At 70.5% G+C, this 18,162-nt stretch carries 17 protein-coding genes and 1 tRNA gene; 2 read left to right on the top strand and 16 right to left on the bottom strand.

Annotated elements, in window-relative coordinates; translation table 11 throughout:
* Positions 1 to 94: 94 nt before the first annotated feature.
* The 6 genes from rplA to ACPYN5_RS04110 form a co-directional block, all read right to left on the bottom strand.
* The gene (gene rplA, locus ACPYN5_RS04135; RefSeq protein ID WP_424447722.1) at positions 95 to 784 is read right to left on the bottom strand and encodes a 50S ribosomal protein L1; all 690 of its coding nucleotides are present in this window, start codon (positions 782 to 784) and stop codon (positions 95 to 97) included.
* A gap of 13 nt (positions 785 to 797) precedes the next feature.
* Positions 798 to 1,229, bottom strand: a complete 432-nt coding sequence (gene rplK, locus ACPYN5_RS04130) for a 50S ribosomal protein L11 (RefSeq protein WP_424447721.1) — start codon at positions 1,227 to 1,229, stop codon at positions 798 to 800.
* Between the two features lie 212 nt (positions 1,230 to 1,441).
* Complete coding sequence (nusG, locus tag ACPYN5_RS04125; protein ID WP_424447720.1) at positions 1,442 to 2,503, bottom strand: transcription termination/antitermination protein NusG; 1,062 nt, start codon at positions 2,501 to 2,503, stop codon at positions 1,442 to 1,444.
* Between the two features lie 74 nt (positions 2,504 to 2,577).
* The gene (gene secE / locus ACPYN5_RS04120) at positions 2,578 to 2,835 is read right to left on the bottom strand and encodes a preprotein translocase subunit SecE (RefSeq protein ID WP_210007226.1); all 258 of its coding nucleotides are present in this window, start codon (positions 2,833 to 2,835) and stop codon (positions 2,578 to 2,580) included.
* A 44-nt stretch (positions 2,836 to 2,879) separates the two neighbouring features.
* A tRNA-Trp gene (locus ACPYN5_RS04115) sits at positions 2,880 to 2,952 on the bottom strand.
* Between the two features lie 292 nt (positions 2,953 to 3,244).
* Positions 3,245 to 4,087 carry a hypothetical protein gene (locus tag ACPYN5_RS04110; protein WP_424447719.1) on the bottom strand — a complete coding sequence of 281 codons (843 nt, stop codon included), beginning with the start codon at positions 4,085 to 4,087 and terminating at the stop codon, positions 3,245 to 3,247.
* Between the two features lie 43 nt (positions 4,088 to 4,130).
* On the opposite strand from ACPYN5_RS04110, the gene ACPYN5_RS04105 reads away from it, so the two are divergent.
* On the top strand, positions 4,131 to 4,577 hold the full coding sequence (locus tag ACPYN5_RS04105) for an HNH endonuclease signature motif containing protein (protein ID WP_424447718.1): 447 nt from the start codon (positions 4,131 to 4,133) through the stop codon (positions 4,575 to 4,577).
* A 141-nt stretch (positions 4,578 to 4,718) separates the two neighbouring features.
* Here ACPYN5_RS04105 and ACPYN5_RS04100 read toward each other — a convergent pair whose 3' ends face one another.
* From ACPYN5_RS04100 to gabT, 6 genes are read right to left on the bottom strand one after another with little or no spacing between them, the layout of a single operon-like run.
* Positions 4,719 to 6,086: an NAD-dependent succinate-semialdehyde dehydrogenase gene (locus tag ACPYN5_RS04100; protein ID WP_424447717.1), complete on the bottom strand. Its 1,368-nt coding sequence runs from the start codon at positions 6,084 to 6,086 to the stop codon at positions 4,719 to 4,721.
* Positions 6,087 to 6,133: 47 nt separating this feature from the next.
* A complete protein-coding gene (locus tag ACPYN5_RS04095; protein WP_424447716.1) occupies positions 6,134 to 7,600 on the bottom strand; it encodes an NAD-dependent succinate-semialdehyde dehydrogenase in 1,467 nt (488 codons plus the stop codon).
* Entirely contained in the window at positions 7,597 to 9,156 is a 1,560-nt protein-coding gene (locus ACPYN5_RS04090) for an APC family permease (RefSeq protein WP_424447715.1), read from the bottom strand. Before ACPYN5_RS04090 ends, ACPYN5_RS04095 begins: the two co-directional genes overlap by 4 nt.
* On the bottom strand, positions 9,153 to 10,055 hold the full coding sequence (locus tag ACPYN5_RS04085; RefSeq protein ID WP_424447714.1) for a universal stress protein: 903 nt from the start codon (positions 10,053 to 10,055) through the stop codon (positions 9,153 to 9,155). The genes ACPYN5_RS04090 and ACPYN5_RS04085 overlap by 4 nt, the downstream gene beginning before the upstream one ends.
* A complete protein-coding gene (locus ACPYN5_RS04080) occupies positions 10,052 to 11,410 on the bottom strand; it encodes a flavin monoamine oxidase family protein (RefSeq protein ID WP_424447713.1) in 1,359 nt (452 codons plus the stop codon). The genes ACPYN5_RS04085 and ACPYN5_RS04080 overlap by 4 nt, the downstream gene beginning before the upstream one ends.
* Positions 11,411 to 11,460: 50 nt before the next feature.
* Entirely contained in the window at positions 11,461 to 12,819 is a 1,359-nt protein-coding gene (gene gabT, locus ACPYN5_RS04075) for a 4-aminobutyrate--2-oxoglutarate transaminase (protein ID WP_424447712.1), read from the bottom strand.
* Between the two features lie 90 nt (positions 12,820 to 12,909).
* On the opposite strand from gabT, the gene ACPYN5_RS04070 reads away from it, so the two are divergent.
* Positions 12,910 to 14,454, top strand: coding sequence for a PucR family transcriptional regulator (locus tag ACPYN5_RS04070; protein ID WP_424447711.1), 1,545 nt, complete (start codon positions 12,910 to 12,912; stop codon positions 14,452 to 14,454).
* Here ACPYN5_RS04070 and ACPYN5_RS04065 read toward each other — a convergent pair whose 3' ends face one another.
* From ACPYN5_RS04065 to ACPYN5_RS04050, 4 genes are read right to left on the bottom strand one after another with little or no spacing between them, the layout of a single operon-like run.
* Positions 14,455 to 15,105: a response regulator gene (locus tag ACPYN5_RS04065; RefSeq protein ID WP_424447710.1), complete on the bottom strand. Its 651-nt coding sequence runs from the start codon at positions 15,103 to 15,105 to the stop codon at positions 14,455 to 14,457.
* Positions 15,102 to 16,325 carry a sensor histidine kinase gene (locus ACPYN5_RS04060; RefSeq protein WP_424447709.1) on the bottom strand — a complete coding sequence of 408 codons (1,224 nt, stop codon included), beginning with the start codon at positions 16,323 to 16,325 and terminating at the stop codon, positions 15,102 to 15,104. Before ACPYN5_RS04060 ends, ACPYN5_RS04065 begins: the two co-directional genes overlap by 4 nt.
* Before the next feature lie 15 nt (positions 16,326 to 16,340).
* Positions 16,341 to 17,216, bottom strand: coding sequence for an ABC transporter permease (locus ACPYN5_RS04055; protein WP_424447708.1), 876 nt, complete (start codon positions 17,214 to 17,216; stop codon positions 16,341 to 16,343).
* Positions 17,213 to 18,094: an ABC transporter ATP-binding protein gene (locus ACPYN5_RS04050; RefSeq protein WP_424447707.1), complete on the bottom strand. Its 882-nt coding sequence runs from the start codon at positions 18,092 to 18,094 to the stop codon at positions 17,213 to 17,215. Before ACPYN5_RS04050 ends, ACPYN5_RS04055 begins: the two co-directional genes overlap by 4 nt.
* Between the last annotated feature and the right edge of the window lie 68 nt (positions 18,095 to 18,162).

The raw sequence follows: 18,162 nt of genomic DNA, 5'->3' as shown, positions 1-18,162 counted from the left end.
CACGGCCCCCTGCCGTCGCCGGAGGGGATGAAGCATCCCGAGACGACGAACGGGGCCCCACCCGTAGGCGAGACCCCGTTCGTTCGGAGTGCGATCAGGCGAGTGCGTTGACGTCCAGCGGGATGCCGGGGCCGAACGTGGTCGACACGGCGCCCTTCTGGATGTAACGACCCTTCGCGCTCGAGGGCTTCAGACGGACGATCTCCTCGACCGCGGCGTTGAAGTTCTCTTCGAGCTGCTCGGCCGAGAACGATGCCTTGCCGACCACGAAGTGCACGTTGGCGTGCTTGTCGACACGGAACTCGATCTTTCCGCCCTTGATCTCCTCGACGGCCTTGGCCGGGTTGGGGGTCACGGTGCCGGTCTTGGGGTTGGGCATGAGGCCACGGGGACCCAGCACCTTACCCAGACGACCGACCTGGCCCATGAGCTCGGGGGTCGAGACGGCGGAGTCGAACGACGTCCAGCCGCCCGCGACCTTCTCGATGAGCTCGGCGCCGCCGACCTCATCAGCGCCCGCGGCGATGGCGGCCTCGGCGGCCGGGCCCGTCGCGAAGACGATGACCCGAGCGGTCTTACCCGTGCCGTGGGGCAGGATGACCGTGCCGCGCACCATCTGGTCCGCCTTGCGCGGGTCGACGGCGAGCTTCAGCGCGACCTCGACGGTCGAGTCGAACTTCTTCGACCCGGTGTCCTTCGCGAGCGCGACGGCCTCGGTGGAGCTGTAGAACTTGTCGCGGTCGATCTTCGCCGCGGCTGCTTCGTAAACCTTGGACTTAGCCATTGTGTTCTCCCCCTCAGCTCTCGACCGTGATGCCCATGGAACGGGCGGTGCCGGCGATGATCAGCGAGGCGGCCTCGATGTCGTTGGCGTTCAGGTCGGGCATCTTGGCCTCGGCGATCTCGCGGACCTGGTCCTTCGTGAGCTTCGCGACCTTGGTCGTGTGGGGCGTCGAAGAGCCCTTCGCGACACCGGCGGCCTTCTTGATGAGCTCCGCGGCGGGCGGGGTCTTCAGGATGAACGTGAAGCTGCGGTCCTCGTAGACGGTGATCTCAACGGGGATGACGTTGCCGCGCTGCGACTCGGTCGCCGCGTTGTACGCCTTGCAGAACTCCATGATGTTGACGCCATGCTGACCGAGCGCGGGGCCGATCGGCGGCGCCGGGTTGGCGGCTCCAGCCTTGATCTGGAGCTTGATCAGGCCGGTCACCTTCTTCTTCGGTGCCATTCGTTTTCCTTTCGTCGAGTGGATGCCGGCGGCATCCCTCTCCCGCACGCCCGGCATCTCCGAGCGGCGGTTGTGTCCAGCGGACGCGCAAGCGCCCGCAAACTCCCCAAGCCTACCGCATCCCAGGACGTCGCGTCCCGGTCCTCACGGCCGCGGAACGGCGGAGCGCCCCGCCCGGCGAGCCGAGGGGGCGCTCTGCGAAGTGGGTCGCGTTACTGCTTGGTGACCTGATCGAACGAGAGCTCGACCGGCGTCTCACGCTCGAAGAGCGACACGAGCACCGTGAGCTTGCCGCTCTCGGGCTTGATCTCGCTGATCGAACCGGGAAGGCCAGCGAACGAGCCCTCCTTGATCGTGATGGTCTCGCCGATTTCGAAGTCGACCTCGGTGACGACGCTGCGGGTTGGCGCGGCGACGCCCTTGGCGGCACCAGCCTTGGCCGGAGCGGCCTCCTTGACCTCGACGAGCGACTTCAGCATGTTGAAGGCTTCGTCGAAGCGGAGCGGCGTGGGGTTGTGGGCGTTGCCCACGAAGCCCGTGACGCCGGGCGTGTGGCGGACGACCGACCAGGTGTCTTCGGTCAGTTCCATGCGCACGAGCACGTAGCCGGGGATCCGGACGCGCGTGACCATCTTGCGCTGACCGTTCTTGATCTCGACGACGTCCTCCATGGGGACCTCGACCTGGTAGATGTCCTCTTCGACCTCGAGCGTCGACTTGCGCTGCTCGATGTTGGCCTTCACCTTGCGCTCGAAACCGGCGTAGGAGTGGATGACGTACCACTTGCCGGGCAGCATGCGCAGTTCGGTGCGGAACGCCTCGTAGGGGTCCTCGTCCTCGCCGACCGTGATCTCGATGCCGGCGGCGGCCTCGAACTCGGAGAGGTAGTCGACGGTCTCGTCCGAGACCTCGACGTCGGGCTCGGGACCGTCGTACGGCTCGACCTCGTCGGCGGCCTCGGCGGCCTGCTCGGCGCGCTCCTCCTCCAGCGAGTCGGCCAGGACCTCGGCGGCAGCCTCGGCTTCGGCGGCCTCGTCGATCTCGAGCGCGTCGTTGACGACTGCGTCAGCCTCGGGGTCGTCGATCTCGATGCCGTCGAGGTCGGTGTCGTCCTGCTCGGCCTCGTCGTCGACCACGTGGACGGCCGCGTGCTCGGCGGAGTCGGAGGCGCGCTCCTGGCTCTCGAGCACGTTGCCCTCTTGGGCTTCGTCGTCCTCGCTGGACTGCTCGGCGGCCGTGGCCCAATCGACGTCGTCGGGGATGCGTTCTGACACTGCGTTCTCTTCCATCGGTTGTCGGGATGCCTGCGCGGCAGGCATTCGCGGGTCGTGCGGGCTGGGCCCGTCGATCAGCGCGGGACGCCGAAGACGACGGTCGTGATCCAGACGAACAGGACGTCGAGGCCGTAGACGAGCGCCATCATGACGACGACGAATCCGAGGACCACTGCCGTGAACTTCACGAGCTCCTGGCGGGTCGGGGTGACGACCTTCCGGAGCTCAGCGAACACCTGGCGGATGAAGATGATGATCCGCGCGAAGACGTTGGGCTTCTTCTCGCGGGGCGCGCCACCTGCGGCGACGACTTCGCCACCCTCTTGGACCATCGAACCCACCTGATACCTTCCGTGTGCCGGCTGACGCCGACGCGCAGGGCGGACAGGAATCGAACCTGCAACCTGCGGTTTTGGAGACCGCTGCTCTGCCAATTGAGCTACCGCCCTAGAGATCCGAGGATCCCGGGGTCTACACCCGCATTCCTTCGCCTCCGTCAGGTCTTCGACGCTCGGGCATGGCGAAAGAATGCAGATTTCGACTGCTCCTCTCAGTGTACGTCATGACCGCGGCGGTCGCGAACGCCGACACCGCGCACACGTCGCTTCCTCCCCTGCCCGCTTCGGCGGCGAGTTGTCGGCTGCTGGATGGAGATCCGATGGTGATGTCGGAGGTCGTTGGCAGAATGGGAACATGAAGACGAGCGGTGTGGCGGGTGCAGCCGAGGTGACGGGCGACCCGTCATCCGACTCGCCCTACGCCGCTGTCTTCGCCGATTTTGCCGACGCGCTGCGGGCCTCGCACGTCGCGGAGGTTCGCACTGTTCGGGTGCTGGCCGAGTTGGGTCGGTCGGCTCTGCGTGAGGCGCGCCGTGATGGGGTGCGTGGGATGGCATCGGACATGGAGCTGCGGTCGGTGGCGGCAGAGGCTGCGGGCATGGCCCGGTGCAGCGACCGCCGACTGCAGGCGGATATCGATCACGCGTTGACGATCGTGGATGACTACCCTGCCGTGTTCGCGGCGTGGGAGTCGCGCCGGATCACCCGCGATCACGTCGACGTCGTCGTGAAAGCCGGGGCCGGTGTGCCCGCGGAGGTGCGGGCGGAGTTCGAGGCTGCGGCGATCGCGGTATGCGAGCGCGACATCGCCACCCGGGTGCGGGAGCCGTTGCGGGCTTTGGCGGAGAAACTGCATGAGTGGTCGTTCACACAGCGGCACCGCGAGGCCGCGGCGAGCCGGTGCGTGCGGATGCTGCACGGTTCCGACGGGATGTCGGATGTGATCGCGACGGTCCCGACGGTGATCGCGGTGGGAATGCTCGACCGGCTCACCCAGATGGGCCAAGCGGTCAAGGACGCACGGGTTAGCGCGGGAGCGGCCGCGGATGCTGCGGCCCCGGGCGAGGCGCCCGATGTGCGGACGATGGACCAGCTGCGCGCCGACATCCTCAGCGACCTCGTCCTCGGCGGGGCGCCCGTCGTCGACCCCACCTACGGGACCGACCGGGCCGGCGGGCTCGGTGCGATCCGCGGGCGGGTGCAGGTCGCCGTCACCGCCGAGACGCTGATGGGCAAGGACGAGCAACCCCGCCGAGGCGGTGGGGGCCGCGCTGATCGACGCGGATACGGTGCGGCAGCTCGCGGGGCAGGTGTCCGAGTGGGACCGGCTCTTCATCGACCCCGTCACCCGCACCCCGGTCGAGGTCGACACCTACCGGCCGGCCGCGTCGATGAAGAAACTCCTCACCGCCCGAGACCAGCACTGCCGATTCCCCGGATGCCGCAGAGCCGCGATCCGGTGCGAGATCGACCACACCATCGACTACGCCACAGGCGGCCACACCCACATCTTCAACCTCGCCCACCTCTGCCAACGACACCACTCCATGAAGCAATTCACCAAATGGGAAGTCCGGCAGATCGGCGGCGGAGTCCTCGAATGGACCTCACCCCTAGGCAGGGTCTACCGCGAAGACGTCCCGATACCGGCGGTGTGCTTCACCATCGACACCCTGAACCCACCACCACCGGGCGCAAAAACGGGCGGGCCACCCGACGCCCCACCACCCTTCTGACCGACCCAGGCGCGCGGACGCGCACAAAGCCGCGCGCGGACGCGCACAAAGCCGCGCGACGTGCACGAAGCCGCGGGCGACATCCCGGCGCCGCCGAGGTGCGAAAGCGCCTCAGCGGCTCCGGCCTACGGGGCCGCCGCCTCAGGCGCCCGTACGGATGAGCTTCTTGTTGACGAACTCGTCGGCGGCCAGCAGACCGAGCTCACGCGACGTGCCGCTGCGCTTGACGCCGCCGAACGGCAGCCCCGCCTCGTCCGCCAGCACGAGATTGATGTAGACCATGCCCGCGTCGATCCGCTCCGCCACGCGCGCCGCCTGCTCCGGGTCGGTCGTGAAGACGTACGAGCCGAGTCCGAAGGGCGTGTCGTTGGCGAGCTCGACCGCCTCGGCTTCGTCGGCCACGCGGTAGACGACACCGACCGGTCCGAAGAACTCCTCGCGGTAGGCATCCATGTCGGGGGTCACATCGGTGAGCACCGTCCCCGGGTAGAAGGCGCCGTCGCGGGTGCCACCGGTCACGAGCGTCGCGCCCTGCGCCACCGCGCGGTCGACCTGCTCGGCGAGACGCTCAGCCGCCGTGAGCGACGACAGCGGACCGAGCACCGTGTCATCGGCGAACGGGTCGCCAACCTTCGCACTCGCGAGCGCCGCGGCGAACTTCTCCACAAACGCGTCGTAGAGCCCGTCGACGACGATGAACCGCTTCGCTCCGTTGCATGACTGGCCGACGTTGTCGAGGCGCGCCTCAGCGGCTGCCGTCACGGCGGCGTCCAGATCGTCCGTCGACAGCAGGATGAAGGGATCCGACCCGCCGAGCTCGAGCGCGACCTTCTTCAGGTTGCGCCCCGCGACCTCGGCGACCGCCGATCCGGCACGCTCCGACCCGGTCACCGACACGCCCTGCACGCGACGGTCGGCGATGATGTCGGCCGCCTGCTCGTTGCTGAGGTACAGGTTCGTGTACACGCCCGCAGGGAATCCGGCGTCGCGGTAGATCGCGTCGATCGCGGCAGCGGACTCGGGACACTGCGGCGCGTGCTTGAGGAGCACGGTGTTCCCGACTGCGATGTTCGGCGCCGCGAAACGGGCCACCTGGTAGTAGGGGAAGTTCCACGGCATGATCCCGAGCAGCACGCCGAGGGGGCTCCGCCGGATGACCGCGGTGCCCTCCCCCTCGATCGGGACCGGGGTGTCGCCCGTGATCTCGTCGATGTGATCGGCGTAGTAGGCGGTGATGTCGGCGGCGAAGTCGACCTCGCCCTCGGCCGCGGCGAGCGGCTTGCCCATCTCTCGCACGATGATCGCGGCGAGTTCGTCACGGCGTTCGCGGTGCAGCTCCGCGACGCGCCGCAGGCGCTCGGCCCGCTCAGCCGGCGCCACGACCCGTGACCACGTCCGGTACGCCTCGTCGGCGGCGGCCAGGGCGTTCTCGACGTCCTCGTCGGTCGCGGGATCGTACGTCGCCAACGTCTCGCCGGTGGCGGGGTTGGTCACGGCATACGTGCTCATCGGTACTCCTTCGTCTGCTCTCGGGTTCTGATGCTCGTGCCGGCCGATCAGTCGGCCGGGATCAGGGTGTACTTCGTCGAGAGGTACTCGTGGATGCCCTCGAGCCCGCCCTCACGCCCGATCCCCGACTGCTTGACGCCGCCGAAGGGCGCCGCCGCGTTCGAGACGACCCCGACGTTGAGGCCCATCATGCCGGTCTCGAGCCGGTCGATCATCCGGTGGCCGCGCGCGAGGTCTTGCGTGAAGACGTACGACACGAGACCGTACTCGGTGTCGTTGGCCAGGCGCACCGCCTCGTCCTCATCCGCGAAGGTGGCGATCGCGAGCACCGGCCCGAAGATCTCCTCGCGCAGGATGTCGCTGCCGGCGACGACCTCGGTGACCACGGTGGGCTCGAAGAACGTGCCCTCCCCCTCGATCGCCGACCCGCCGGTGCGGAGCGTCGCCCCGCGTGCCACGGCATCCGCGACCAGCTCACCGGTCTTCGCCACCGCCTTCTCGTCGATGAGCGGCCCGATCTGCACGCCCTCCTCGGTGCCGCGGCCGATCCGCATCGCCGACACGCGCTCGGTCAGCCGGTCGGCGAACTCGTCGGCGACCGACTCGTGCACGATGAAGCGGTTCGCCGCGGTGCACGCCTGCCCGATGTTGCGGAACTTCGCGAGCATCGCGCCGTCGACCGCCTTGTCGAGGTCGGCGTCGTCGAACACGACGAAGGGCGCATTGCCGCCGAGCTCCATCGATACCCGCAGCACCCCCTCGGCGGCCTGCTCGATCAGCTTGCGCCCGACCGGTGTCGATCCGGTGAACGAGAGCTTCCGCAGCCGCGGGTCGGCGATGATCGGGGCGGCCACCTCGCTCGAGCGCGTCGCGTTGACGACGTTGACGACGCCCGCCGGAAGCCCCGCCTCCTGCAGGATCTGCACGAACAGCGTCGTCGTGAGCGGCGTCAGTGCAGCCGGCTTGACCACGACCGTGCACCCGGCGGCGAGCGCCGGCGCGATCTTGCGAGTCGCCATCGCCAGCGGGAAGTTCCACGGCGTGATGAAGAACGACGGACCGACGGGCCGCTGCGAGACGACCATGCGCCCCGTGCCCTCCGGGTTCAGGCCGTACCGGCCCGAGATGCGCACCGCCTCCTCGCTGAACCACCGCAGGAACTCGCCCCCGTAGACGACCTCGCCCCGGGCCTCGGCCAGGGGCTTGCCCATCTCGAGGGTCATCAGCAGCGCCAGGTCCTCCTTGCGCTCCTGCACGATGTCGAACGCCCGGCGGAGGATGTCGCTCCGCGTACGGGGGGCCGTCGCCGCCCACTCCTCCTGCGCGGCGACGGCGGCGTCGAGGGCGCGGATGCCGTCGGCCGGCGAGGCATCCGCGATCTCGATGAGCGTGCGTCCCGTCGAAGGGTCGGTGACGGCGAAGGTGGCGCCGCCTTCGGCATCCACCCATTCGCCGCCGATGAAGAGCCCCCGCTCGATCCCCGCCAGCAGCCGCGTCTCGTCCTCGTGCGTCACCGCGCCACTCCTCTCGCGCGCCGGCTGACCGGCGCATCCTTCGTCAACGTCTCACCCCGGAAGAATGCGGGACGCTTCACGGCCTGCCAGACCATCACGACCACCCCGAGCAGGATGACTCCCACGCCGAGGATGAACACCAGGCCGACGCCGCCGATCTGCGAACCGCTTCCGTAGTCGGGGTCCGTCGTGTCGATGAGGGTCGTGACGAAGAGGACCGCCAGGATCACACCGCCGACGAGTGGGAAGAGGAACGTGAAGAAGACGTTCCGCACCGAGTCGAACCATTGACGCCGGAAGTACCAGACGCACGCAAATGCCGTCAGCCCGTAGTAGAAGCAGATCATCATGCCGAGGGCGAGGATCGTGTCCCACAGGATGTTCTCGCTGACGATGCGCATCACGACGTAGAAGGCCGAGGCGGCGACGGCCGACACGACGGTCGCGTAGCCCGGGGTGAAGAAGCGCGGGCTGACCTTCGCGAACTGCGCGGGCAGTGCCCCGTAATGGCCCATCGCGAGCAGGGTGCGGGCGGGGCCCACGATCGTCGACTGCAGCGACGAGGCCGAGCTCGTCAGCACCGCGAGCGAGACGAGGAAGGCCAGCGGCCCCAGGACCGGACCCGACAGGTGGAAGAAGACGTTCTCCTGGATGTCCTCGTTGCCGAGGCCCAGATCGCCCGTGCCGACACCCGCGAACATGATCATCGCGATCGCGAGCAGCAGGTAGATCGCGACGATCAAGACGACCGTGATCGTCGCCGCCCGCCCGGGCGTGCGCTCGGGATCCTTCGCCTCCTCGTTCATCGTGAGGGTGACATCCCACCCCCAGAAGATGAAGATCGACAGCGACAGACCCGCCGCGAACGCGCTGAACGAGGGCACGGCGAACGGGTTGAACCACGACCAGTCGAAGGGTGTCGCGTCGAACGCGTTGCCCGACATCGTCTCGACGATCGCCGCCCCGGCGAAGAGCACGAGCACGACGACCTGGAAGGCGACGAGTCCGTACTGCAGCTTCTGCGTCGTCTGCAGGTCGCGGTACGACACGAACGTCGCCGCCGCGACGAACAGCACGCACACGAGAACGTTGATCCACGTGACGGCGGCCAGATCGGCGATGCTCTCCTGACCGGTCATCTGGGCGATGAGCAGGAACAGGAAGTCGACGGCGACGCCCGCGAGGTTCGACAGCACGAGGATGGTCGCCGCGACCAGGCCCCACCCGGCCATCCAGCCCACCCACGGGCCGAACGCCCGCGTGGCCCAGGTGAAGCTCGTGCCCGAGTCGGGCATGCGGTTGTTGAGCTCGCGATAGCCGAAGGCCACCAGCAGCATCGGGATGAAGCCGACGAGCACGATCGCCGGCACCTGCAGTCCCACTTCGGATGCCGTCGGACCGACGGCCGCCGTGAAGGTGTAGGCCGGCGCGATCGACGAGATGCCGATGACGACGGCGCCCACCAGGCCCACCGTCCCCACGCTCAGTCCCTTGCGGGAGATACCGCCCGTGACGGGGTCGCCCGTCGGCGCCCCCTTCTGCTCTGCTCGGGTCATGCGCTCGCTCCTTCACGCTCACTGCGGGTGCGGGGCACCACGATCATGGGGGCCGTCACGACGCGCAGCATCCGAGCCGCCGTCGAGCCGAGGAAGAGCCGTCGCGGCTGTGCCAGGCGGCTCGAGCCGACGAGGACGATCTCGCCGGCCTCCCACTCGAGGTGGGATGCGGCATCCTCGATGCCGTCGCCGGCGGCGACGACCGCTGACACCTCGGCGTCTGACGGGAGTGCCGCCCGCACCTCGTCGAGGACGTCCTGCGCGTGGTTCTGACCGACGGTGCGAACGGCTCCGGTGTCGAGGCCCGCGGGCAGGTCGAGGGCGACGAGTGAGAGGAGCCGCACCGGTGCCGCGGTTGCCGCGGCGAGCCGGATCGTCTCCTCCACGAGCAGCTCGGTGCCCTCGCGCTCGCCCACCGCGGCGGTCAGACGGGTGATGCCCGTGTCGGCCGGTACGCGGCGCGCCCCGCGGGGCACCAGCGCGACCGGCACGTCGGAGGAGTGTACGAGCTCGGTCGTCGTGGTGCCGAGGCGGTGGCGACCACGGTTCCCGCCGTCGGCGGCGCCGACGACGATGAGCGCGGCGCCCAGCTCGTCAGCGGCGTCGACGAGCCCGGCGGCCACCGACTCGCCGTACCGGACGTGCGCCCGGTGCGTGACGTGCTCGGGAACCTCGGCCGCCCCCTCGCGCAGCCATCCGGCGGCCTGCTCGCGCAGCAGCCGTTCGTATCCGGCATCGGGCGGGACGACCCCGGGTTTCTGGGCGGGGAGCACGAGCACGAGGTGCAGGGCGGCGCCGGATGCCGTCGCGAGCCGACTGGCGAAGGCCACGGCATCCCGCCCCGCTTTGGTCGCGGTGTACCCGACGACGACGCGGGCCGCAGGCCCCGGCGCGCTCATGCCCGGTCCGCTTCGAGGATCTCGTCGGCGACGCGGTGACCCATGCGGATCGCCCCGTCGACGTGCTGGTAGCCGAGACCGGCGAGATCGCTGCAGGCGACGTGCAACGGACCGACGAGCTCGAGCTGCTCGGCGCCGTAGCGGGTGAGGCCGCCGAGGTCGAAGCTCGCGGCGTACGCCCCGCGCGTCCATTCCTCGCTTCCCCAGTCGCTCTCGTAGTAGACGACCGGGTTCTTCGCCTCGGGGCCGTAGTAGCGCGCGAGGGACTCGAGGATGCGCTCCCGACGCTCGTCGGCGGAGAGGCGGAACAGATCGTCGGCGTTGCGGTCGGACACGAAACCGACGAGGGTGCCGCGCTCGTCGCGGTGGTTGGTGTTGTCGTACGCCTCGTGCACGAGCTGGTACGGGCTGAACGCCGTGCCCGACAGCCCCTGTTCACGCCAGAACGGCCGGTCGTAGACGGCGTGCACCTTGATGACGAACCCCATCGAGAAGTGCTGGTGCATCTGGTGCTTGAGACGCGGCAGCGGCGGAACGAACGAGATGCGGTTGTAGAGAACGGGCGCCACGGCCAGCACGACGTGACGCGCGCGAACGGTGACCTGTTCGGTGTGGACGACGGCTCCGGCGTCGGAGTACTCGATCGTGCGCACCGGCTGACCAAGCAGCACGTCTTCGCCCAGACGCTCGGCCAGACGCAGCGGCACCTGCTGCAGACCGCCCACCACGCGCTTGTCGAGGATGAAGTCGGCGTCGACGAGGTGCGAGTACGAACCCGCCGAGGCCGCCATCAGCAGCGACTGCAGCAGCGAGAACGAGTGCGTCGGCTTGGTCAGCATCGCCGACCCGGTGGCGAAGGCGAGATTGCGGATCGCCTCGTCGTCGTCCGTCTGCTGTCGCAGCCACCCGTCCCACGAGATGCGGTCCCACTCGGCCGCCCTCTCGTGCGCCCAGGGGCGGTCGGGGTCGATCTCGGCGACCATCGCGTCGAGACGTGCGGTGATCTCGTCGATGATCCGCTCGGTCTCGGGCGCCACCGGGAACATCTCCCCCGTGAACCGTCGCGCCTCACCGTCGGACCCGACGTACACGCTCTCGCCCTCGCGGTAGCGCGAATAGGTCTCGAGGCCGAGGTCGGCGAGCGTCTCGATGAGAGCGTGCTGGTCGGGTGAGACCCACTGCCCGCCGAGCTCGAGCACGGCCCCGTCGATCTCGTCGGTCCACAGGCGACCGCCCACGCGCTCGCGCGCTTCGAGCACGACCACCGACAGGCCGGCCTTCTTCAGGTCGTTCGCGGCGGTCAGGCCGGCAGCGCCGGCTCCGACGATCGCGACGTCGCGGGTGATCTCAGTCATTTCCGACTCCTTCGTTCTGAAAACCGGGGCGCGGGTGCGCGGGGATGGGCTCAGGCCCGCCCGAGCGCGGCCGCGACGACGTCGAGCCCCTCGTCGAGCAGCTCGTCGCCGATCGACAGGGGCGGCAGGAAGCGGATGACGTTGCCGTAGGTGCCGCACGTCAGGACGATGACTCCCTCGGCGATGCAGGCCTTCGCGACGGCTGCCGTGAGCGCGGCGTCGGGGGCGCCCGTCGCCGGATCGACGAACTCGGCGGCGATCATCGCGCCGAGGCCGCGCACGTCGCCCACGCGCGGGTCGCTCTCGCGCAGGGCGTTCAGGCGAGCGGTGAGGCGCACTCCGATCTGCTGCGCGCGCTCGATCAGGCCGTCGTTCTCGAACGCGTCGATCGAGGCGAGGGCTGCCGCGCACGCGATGGGGTTGCCACCGTACGTGCCGCCGAGCCCGCCGGGGTGCGACGCGTCCATGATGTCGGCGCGACCGGTGACGGCCGCGAGCGGAAGGCCCGCCGCGATGCCCTTGGCCGTGGTGATGAGGTCGGGGACGATGCCGAAGTGCTCGCTCGCGAACATCGCACCGGTGCGCGCGAAACCGGTCTGCACCTCGTCGGCGATGAAGACGACGCCGTTCTCCCGGCACCAGTCGGCGATCGCCGGCAGGAAGCCGTCGGCGGGGACGATGAACCCGCCCTCGCCCTGAATGGGCTCGATGATCACGGCGGCGAGGTTGTCGGCGCCGATCTGCTTCTCGATCTGCGAGATGGACCGCGCTGCGGCATCCGGTCCCGACAGGCCGTCGCGGAACGGGTACGACAGCGGCGCCCGGTAGACCTCGGGGGCGAAGGGCCCGAACCCGCTCTTGTAGGGCATCGACTTCGCCGTCAGCGCCATCGTGAGGTTGGTGCGGCCGTGATAGCCGTGGTCGAACGCGACGACAGCCTGGCGGCCGGTCGCCTTGCGGGCGATCTTCACGGCGTTCTCCACCGCTTCGGCGCCCGAGTTGAACAGCGCCGTCTTCTTCTCGTGGTCGCCGGGGGTCAACCGGTTCAGGGCCTCCGCGACCGCGACGTACGACTCGTAGGGCGAGATCATGAAGCAGGTGTGGGTGAACTGCGCCACCTGCGCCTGCACGGCGGCCACGACCGCGGGGTGAGCGTTACCGACCGACGTCACCGCGATGCCCGAGCCCAGGTCGATGAGGGAGTTCCCGTCGGCATCGACGACGACTCCCCCGCCCGCGGCGACCGCGTGGATCGGAGCGGTGTGACCGACGCCCGCCGGAACCGCGGCGGCCTTGCGTGCCAGCAGCTCCTCCGAACGAGGTCCGGGGATCGAGGTGACGAGGCGGCGCTCCTGCGGGAGGGTCGGGCCGCCGAGGGGGATGGTCGGCGTCGAGGTCGAGGTGCTCATCCCGCGACAGTAGGACTCGCGTCGTGCACCCCGCATTCGCCGGGATGTACAGTGAGCCGACCTGTTTTCGACGCGCCGTACAGGATGCCGATGCCCGCCGCCACTCCTCCGTCACCGACCGTCCGTGCTCTGCTGGCACGACGGGAGCTCGACCTGCGCCTCGCCACACCCATCGACGACGCGAGCCTCGATGCCCCCGTGCGCTGGGTGCACAGCTCCGACCTCGCCGATCCGACTCCCTTCCTCTCCGAAGACGTCGTGCTCCTCACGACGGGCACCCAGTTCACTGCGAATGCCGACGCCGACGCCGAAAACGACGCGGAGTCCGACGCCGACGCGCACGCGTACGTGCACCGGCTCCGGGCGCGCGGCGTTCGCGGGCTCGGGTTCGGCACCGAGGTCGTGCGCGACGGCATCCCCGACTCGCTGCGGCTCGCGTGCGAAGCCGCGGGCATGCCCTTGTTCGAGGTGCCCTATCGGACGCCGTTCATCGCCGTCGCCCGGGCCGCCGCCGAGGCGATCGCCGCGCAGGCGTACGCGCGTCGCAGCTGGGCCCTCGATGCGCAGCGGGCACTCGCGATCGCGGCGTTGCGCCCTGACGGGTTCGACGCGACGCTCGCCGAGCTCGCACGCCAGCTCGGCGCGTGGGTCGGCCTGTACGACGCTTCGGGCACGCTCACCCACGCGCACGCCGCGGCCGGGTTCTCGGCGGACGATGAGCTGCGCTCAGCCGTCGACGCCGAGGCCGCGGCACTGCTCCGGCGCGGCGGCGGAACCGGTGCCGCGCTGCGGCTCGTCGGCCGCCCCGTCACGCTGCAGACGCTCGGTTCGGGCGGGCAGCGGGGCGTGCTGGCGACCGCCGGCGCGGAGCTCGACCAGGACGCCCGGGCTGTCGTCAACGCCGTCGTCGCGACCACCGGCCTCGCCCTCGAGCAGCGCCGGATGACCGCGGGCGCATGGAGCCGGCTGCGGGCCGCGCTCGTCGACCTCATCGCGAGCGGGCATCCGGAGCTGGCGCGCCAGGTGGCCACCGACGCGTGGGGCGGTTTCCCCGCCGCCCCGTATGTCGTCGCCGTCGCCGACGCCCTCGCCCCGACCGGTGCCCGCGAGGTGCTCGACCACCACGCCGCGGCGGGACGACTGTTCTACGGCCGCGACGACGACGGCGTGTTCCTCCTCGTCGCCGCCGCCGACCGGCCCATGCTCGTCGACATCGCCGCGCGCCTGTCGTGGCGGCTCGGCACCGCCGCGGCCGCAGCCGATGACGACGTGCCGACGGGGAGAGACCGGGCGCGGCTCGCGCGGGACCGCGGTCGACCGGGTTCGGTGACGGATGTCGCCGAGGCGCCCGGAGACCTGCTCGACGATCTCGCGACGGCATCCGCACGCGCCCGCGCCGGTGCCGAGCTGACCCCGTTGCGCAGCCACGACGCGCGTCACGGCACCGCCCTCGAGGCGACGCTCGTCGCGTGGCTCGACAACGACGGCGCCCATGAGGCGACGGCGCGCGTGCTCGGCGTGCACCGGCACACCGTCCGCACCCGCATCGCCCTCGCTCAGCGCCTGCTCGGACGCGACCTGTCGGCCTTCGCCGACCGCGCCGCCATCTGGACGGCCCTGCGCCTGTCCCCCTGATCAGGGAAGGAGACCGCGCTCCAGGGCGAGCGTCACGGCGCGCGTGCGGCTGTCGACGCCGAGCTTGTCGTAGACGCGCAGCAGGTGCGTCTTGACGGTCGACTCGCCGATCCCGAGCTGCGCGGCGATCTGCTTGTTGCCGAGCCCGGCCGCGACGAGACGCAGCACGCCGGTCTCGCGCGGAGTGAGCGCGGATGCCGGCGCCTCCGGCTGCCGCATCCGTTCCACCAGCCGCACCGCGACGGCCGGCGAGAGCGCCGACTGCCCGGCGGCGACCGACCGGATGCCGGCCACGATCTCCTCGCGCGGAGCCGCTTTCAGCAGGTAGCCGCTGGCTCCTGCCTCGATCGCCGCGAGGATCTGGTCGTCGCTCTCGTAGGTGGTGAGGATCAGCACGCGCGGTCCCGCGCCGCCGGTGCGCTCCGCCCCGGCGCGCGCGTTCACGATGCGCGCGGTTGCCGCGACGCCGTCGACCACGGGCATCCGCAGGTCCATCAGGATGACGTCGGGCTGGGTCTCGGCGGCCAGGCGCACGGCCTCGTCGCCGTCGGCGGCTTCGGCGACGACCTCGAAGCCGGGCTCGTCGGCGAGCAGCCCCACCAGACCCGACCGGACGATCGGGTGATCGTCGGCGATCAGCAGACGGATCATGCGCGCACCATCGCCGCCCGGGCAGCCTCGCGAGCGGCCGGCGCAGGCAGCCGGACGACGAGCGTGGTTCCCGCCCCCGCGATGGCGGTCACCTCCAGTGTTCCGCCGGCGAGCGCCACACGCTCACGCATCCCGTCGAGGCCGTAGCCGGTGCGCGTCGACGATGCGTCGAACCCGCGACCGTCGTCTTCGACGGCCAGTCGCAGCGCGCCGTCGTCGTCACGCGAGAGCGACACCGAGACACGTGCGGCCGCAGCGTGCTTGCGCACGTTCGACAGCGCCTCCTGCAGGCAACGCAGCGCCACCACCTGCGTCTCACGGTCGACGCCCTCGTCGGGCGCGGGTCCTGCACCGACGTCCGGCACCGTCCCGGAGGCCGTGTCGACGACCGAGATCGCCAGGCCGGTGTCGGCACGGAAGCGGTCCGCGAGCCGCTCGACCGCCGCCCCGAGAACGGGGTCGCCCGGAACGGCCGCCGTCCGCGCGACGATGGCCCGGGCCTCGTCGAGAGCATCGCGGGCGGCCACCTCCAGCCGCTCGACGGCTGCCGCCGCACCGTCGGTGTCGCCCGCGCGCGAGCGCCGTCCGGCCTGCTCGGCGAGCATGACGATCCCGGCGAGCGTCTGCGCGAGGGTGTCGTGGATCTCGCGCGCCAGATGTTCCCGCTCGTCGGCGGCGCCCTTGTCGCGGCTGAGCGCCTCGACCTGCTGGTGCGCTTCCGACAGTTCGGCCAGCAGTCTCCCGCGCTCCTGCCCGTACTCGGCGATCGCCGTGATCCACCACCCCATCGCGATCGAGAACGCCACCGACACCGTCGCCACCGCGCTCGCCTCGAGGACCGCATCCGGCTCGAACGCGAAGCCGGCCGCGTACCCGAGGAACATCCCCGCGCCGACGACGACCGACCCCACGATGCCGTCGCGGCGAAGCGGCGCGAAGATCCACACCAGCGGATACACGATCACCTGCATCGTCGCGAGAGAGACCTCACCGAAGGTCATCACGGCGATCGCGAGCGTCGCGACCACGAGGAAGACCGCGAACCGCCGCGGATCCTCGGCTCCGGCGGAGGGCCGGGCGATGAGGTAAGCCGCCAGCAGCAGCACCAGCCCCGCGACCGCCCAGGGCAGCCGTTCCGCCGAGCCTCCGGCGACGAGGATGGCAATGCCGAGCGCGACGACCGCCCCCACCGCGACGTCCACCCATCTGCGACTGATCACGACACCATCCTGCCCTCAGCGGATGCGGGAGCGGATGCGCGTGGCCGCGAGCACGGTGAACGCGACGGCCACCACGACCAGGACGACGGCGGCGACCCAGACGGGCACGAGAGCGCCGCCGACCTGCAGGTCGAGGCCGTAGACGCGGCTGAGCTCGTCGACCGCTCCCGGCGCTCCGCTCGCGAGGCGATCGAGCGGGTCGACGGCGAACTCGCGTCGGACGAGCATGGCCGACTGGGCGAACGGCAGCAGCCCGACGGCATCCCGCACGGCGTCGGGGAACGACCCCACCGGGATGTACGCACCCGCGACGAAGCCCGTCAGGGTTCCCACGAGCGTCGAGAGCCCCGAGTACGAACCGCTCGTGCGCAGGAACGAGACGACGAACGCCCACAGGGCCGTGTACGCGGCCACCGACAGGGCGGTCCACAGCACGATGCGGGAGATCTGCCCGGCATCGGGCAGCGTCCCGCCCGTCACACCGAGGTAGGCCAGCGCCACGGCGAGCACGATCAGGGTCGTGAGCAGGCCGATGATGAACGCCGAACCGAGGTAGCCCAGCACGAGCTGCGCCCGGCGCACCGGCGAGACGAGGAAGTCGCGGAAGCGACCGCTGGCGGCATCCTCCACGAACGTCGACAGCGCCCCGAGCGGTGTCGTGACCGCCGCCACCGCGACGACGCCGGCGAACATCCACGAGTCCACGAAGTCGCGCGCCGCGTCGGCGTCGAACCCCGGCGTGGCCGCGAGCGCGTCAACCTGCATCTGGCCGAGGAACAGCGCGTACAGCAGGAACACGACGAGCGCCCCGGTGAGCGAGAAGAAGACCCCGAGCGGGTCGCGATAGAACAGCCGGAGGTTGCGCCCGACATACGCCTGGAGGGTTCTCATCGCGATCCCTCCCCCGTGCCGGCGTGCCCGGTCAGAGCCAGGAACACGTCGTCCATGCGGCCGTGGCGGAACTCGAAGTCGAGCACCGCGTCGCCCCGCTCGGCGAGGATGCGACGCGCCTCCGCGGCATCCGCGACGGTGATCCGCTCCTCGCCGACGGCGGCGACGAGCGACAGGATGCTGGAGCTGTAGCGCGCCCGCAGCTGCGCCGGAGTGCCGTCCGCCACGATGCGGCCGCGGTCGATGATGCACACCTGGTCGGCCTCCTCCGTCTCTTCGAGGTAGTGGGTGGTGAGGAACACCGTCAGGCCGGCGCGCTCGCGCAGATCGTGGATCGTCCGCCACACCATCTGCCGACTCGCGGGATCGAGGCCCGTGGTCGGCTCGTCGAGGAAGACGATCTCGGGGTCGTGCAGCAGCGCTCGGGCGATGTCGGCCCGGCGACGCTGTCCGCCCGACAGGCGGCCGTAGCGTCGGTCGATGAACTCGCCGAGGTCGATGACGTCGGTGAGCCGCGCGATGCGGTCGCGGATAGCCGCCGCGGAGCCGAGGTATGGCCGAGCCCGCACGAAGAGGTTCTCGCGCACGGTGAGCGCGGCATCGAGCAGCGAGTCCTGGAAGACCACGCCGATCGCCCGGCGTACCGCGTCGCCGTCCGTCCGCACGTCGCGACCGGCGACCTCGAGAGAACCGGCATCCGGTTCGATCACCGTGGTGAGCGCGCCGATCGTGGTCGACTTCCCGGCCCCGTTCGTCCCGAGGAAGGCGAACACCCCGCCCGCGGGCACGTCGAAGCTCACGTCATCGACGGCGGTGAGGCCGCCGTACCTCTTGGTCAGGCCGCGCACGACGGTCGGTGCGCTCGCTCTCGTGGTCATGCTTCCAGGTTGCCGCTCCCGCCGTCGCGCCGGCAGAGGTCATCCGGTCGATCCTCGTCCACCGATCG

Source organism: Microbacterium arborescens (genome assembly GCF_049707515.1).
Taxonomy (GTDB): domain Bacteria; phylum Actinomycetota; class Actinomycetes; order Actinomycetales; family Microbacteriaceae; genus Microbacterium; species Microbacterium arborescens_B.
The sequence above is the reverse complement of the archived record's forward strand: the minus strand, read 5'-3'. Positions and strand labels throughout refer to the sequence as shown.

Bases quoted from the DNA above. Each gene is read 5' to 3' on its own strand.
- ACPYN5_RS04065 (WP_424447710.1), bottom strand. From the start codon at position 15,105: ATGATCCGTCTGCTGATCGCCGACGATCACCCGATCGTCCGGTCGGGT.
- ACPYN5_RS04090 (WP_424447715.1), bottom strand. From the start codon at position 9,156: ATGACCCGAGCAGAGCAGAAGGGGGCGCCGACGGGCGACCCCGTCACG.
- ACPYN5_RS04080 (WP_424447713.1), bottom strand. From the start codon at position 11,410: ATGACTGAGATCACCCGCGACGTCGCGATCGTCGGAGCCGGCGCTGCC.
- ACPYN5_RS04100 (WP_424447717.1), bottom strand. From the start codon at position 6,086: ATGAGCACGTATGCCGTGACCAACCCCGCCACCGGCGAGACGTTGGCG.
- ACPYN5_RS04050 (WP_424447707.1), bottom strand. From the start codon at position 18,094: ATGACCACGAGAGCGAGCGCACCGACCGTCGTGCGCGGCCTGACCAAG.
- rplK (WP_424447721.1), bottom strand. From the start codon at position 1,229: ATGGCACCGAAGAAGAAGGTGACCGGCCTGATCAAGCTCCAGATCAAG.
- ACPYN5_RS04070 (WP_424447711.1), top strand. From the start codon at position 12,910: ATGCCCGCCGCCACTCCTCCGTCACCGACCGTCCGTGCTCTGCTGGCA.
- ACPYN5_RS04085 (WP_424447714.1), bottom strand. From the start codon at position 10,055: ATGAGCGCGCCGGGGCCTGCGGCCCGCGTCGTCGTCGGGTACACCGCG.
- rplA (WP_424447722.1), bottom strand. From the start codon at position 784: ATGGCTAAGTCCAAGGTTTACGAAGCAGCCGCGGCGAAGATCGACCGC.
- ACPYN5_RS04055 (WP_424447708.1), bottom strand. From the start codon at position 17,216: ATGAGAACCCTCCAGGCGTATGTCGGGCGCAACCTCCGGCTGTTCTAT.
- secE (WP_210007226.1), bottom strand. From the start codon at position 2,835: ATGGTCCAAGAGGGTGGCGAAGTCGTCGCCGCAGGTGGCGCGCCCCGC.
- gabT (WP_424447712.1), bottom strand. From the start codon at position 12,819: ATGAGCACCTCGACCTCGACGCCGACCATCCCCCTCGGCGGCCCGACC.